The sequence below is a fragment of the Paraburkholderia sp. Ac-20342 genome, from assembly GCF_017104985.1.
Classification (GTDB): Bacteria; Pseudomonadota; Gammaproteobacteria; order Burkholderiales; family Burkholderiaceae; genus Paraburkholderia.
Map to the genome: position 1 here is coordinate 1 of NZ_JAAGPQ010000242.1, position 251 is coordinate 251.

Annotated in this window: 1 protein-coding gene; it reads left to right on the forward strand. The window is 54.2% G+C overall.

From position 1 onward, the window contains the following. Window positions 1–205 (forward strand): hypothetical protein (locus G3N58_RS33930; RefSeq protein WP_206001382.1); only part of this gene is annotated, 205 nt, incomplete at its 5' end. Between the last annotated feature and the right edge of the window lie 46 nt (window positions 206–251).

The following is a 251-nucleotide window of genomic DNA, read 5'->3' on the forward strand; positions in this document are numbered from 1 at the left end:
GATTGAAGCGATAAAGCCGCTCATTACGAAGGCGATGACCGATCGACCGGAGGCTGGGGGTATGCCAGGGAAAGCGGTACCTCAGGCAATCTCCCTGGATGTAGCGCAAAGTTCAGCCTCCGAGCAGTGTAGTGGTCAACTGATTCCGGACACTGCGTTAAGTTTTTCTTCCGCGACAGCCGGCGCCAGTCCGTCATTGAACTGATGCGGCCGTATCCAGTTGTACCTATGCATCAGGTAGTGACTGATAT